This window comes from Nocardia sp. NPDC060220, from assembly GCF_042727815.1.
Lineage (GTDB): Bacteria > Actinomycetota > Actinomycetes > Mycobacteriales > Mycobacteriaceae > Nocardia.
Genome location: NZ_JBHWZY010001317.1, coordinates 1 through 1,236, shown reverse-complemented (window position 1 = coordinate 1,236; position 1,236 = coordinate 1). Strand labels below are relative to the sequence as shown.

Sequence of the window (1,236 nt, the reverse complement as noted above, 5' to 3'; positions counted from 1 at the left end):
GATGAAACCAGCTCGTCGCTAGCTTGAACGGTGGTGGCTGACAGTGTTATTGGCCGCTTCTCTCCGGCGACCTCGATGTTCGCGGTGAGTATTGTGATTCGTTTCGTGTCGACGATGGTGCCGAACCTCCTGTCGACAAGAAGGTCCGCCACTGTGTGTTGCATGTAAGAAACGGGGATCTGGTCCGGCATGCGGGTGATGATCGCTGCGGGAACACCGAGCACCGCAAGGGCAGCCTTGGGGATAGCGGTACCATCTGTACCGAATTTCTGCCCTAAGCTGCCGCGGACCTGTTCGAGCACAGCCGGATCCTTCAACGCTGCTGTGACGTCCACTCGCAATCGGTTCATCGTGCGACCGTCAAGTGCCGTGGTGCCCTCGAAGGTCAGCGGCTGCGCCTGTTGCGTCGCGCTGTCGTAGACGAACAGGCGTTCAAGCTTCGCGTCTGGCGGGAAGCCAATAACGTACGCGCCTCTCTGGTCCTCGACCAGGGTGTCGCCGACCGCTGGCGCCTGGCCGTAATCCTGACGATTGACTGCGTAGATATGTCGATCCACTTGCATCGGAACTTCGGAAGATCTTGGGACCGTGAATATTTCGGTATGAGTCTCCACGATCGCGGTGTCGCCCGACAGCGATAGCACCTCTGCACTTGCCTGAGCCTCGATCGCCAGTTCGCTCGTCGCACCGCCGATTCCCGGATCTGCATCAGGGATAACGAGAGTGCCGATGTAGCGCCCAGAGCCGCCCGATTCATAGGAGATTCGCATCACTCTGGGTTCAACCCCGAGTCGGAGCACGAGAGCCCCGGCGATCAAGAGGACTCCGACCAGCGCAAACAACGCAGTAAACACTCTACTGGGGTTCATATTCATCCAATCTTCCGCACCGACTTGACTCCTGCCCCAGGGCCGATTGTGGTGTAAATCTCATTTTTAGAATGAACAAATACTACAGACACTATACAATTAGTCAAGGCAAGCGGCGACATATTCGGCCACATGGACGACACGTCGGCGATGGCGCATCCAGCCGCAGCGCCCACGGGGAGTTGATCCCGAACGTGCCTTGACATGTTGTATAGCGACTGCAATCTTTGTATAGCCTCGTCGTGACGTGCGACATACTTGTCGTAACGGCACGCGTCGATCACCACAGAGGGAAGGCGCGAGAATGACCTACCGCTACGACCCCGAACTCGCCGCAGCTGCGGGGCTGATGCCCCGGCTCGACTTC

General features: G+C 58.1%; 1 protein-coding gene. It reads right to left on the bottom strand.

Annotated elements, in window-relative coordinates; all coding sequences use genetic code 11:
• On the bottom strand, positions 1-875 hold an 875-nt coding region (locus ACFWF3_RS36370; protein WP_379318732.1), incomplete at its 3' end, for a porin PorA family protein.
• Between the last annotated feature and the right edge of the window lie 361 nt (positions 876-1,236).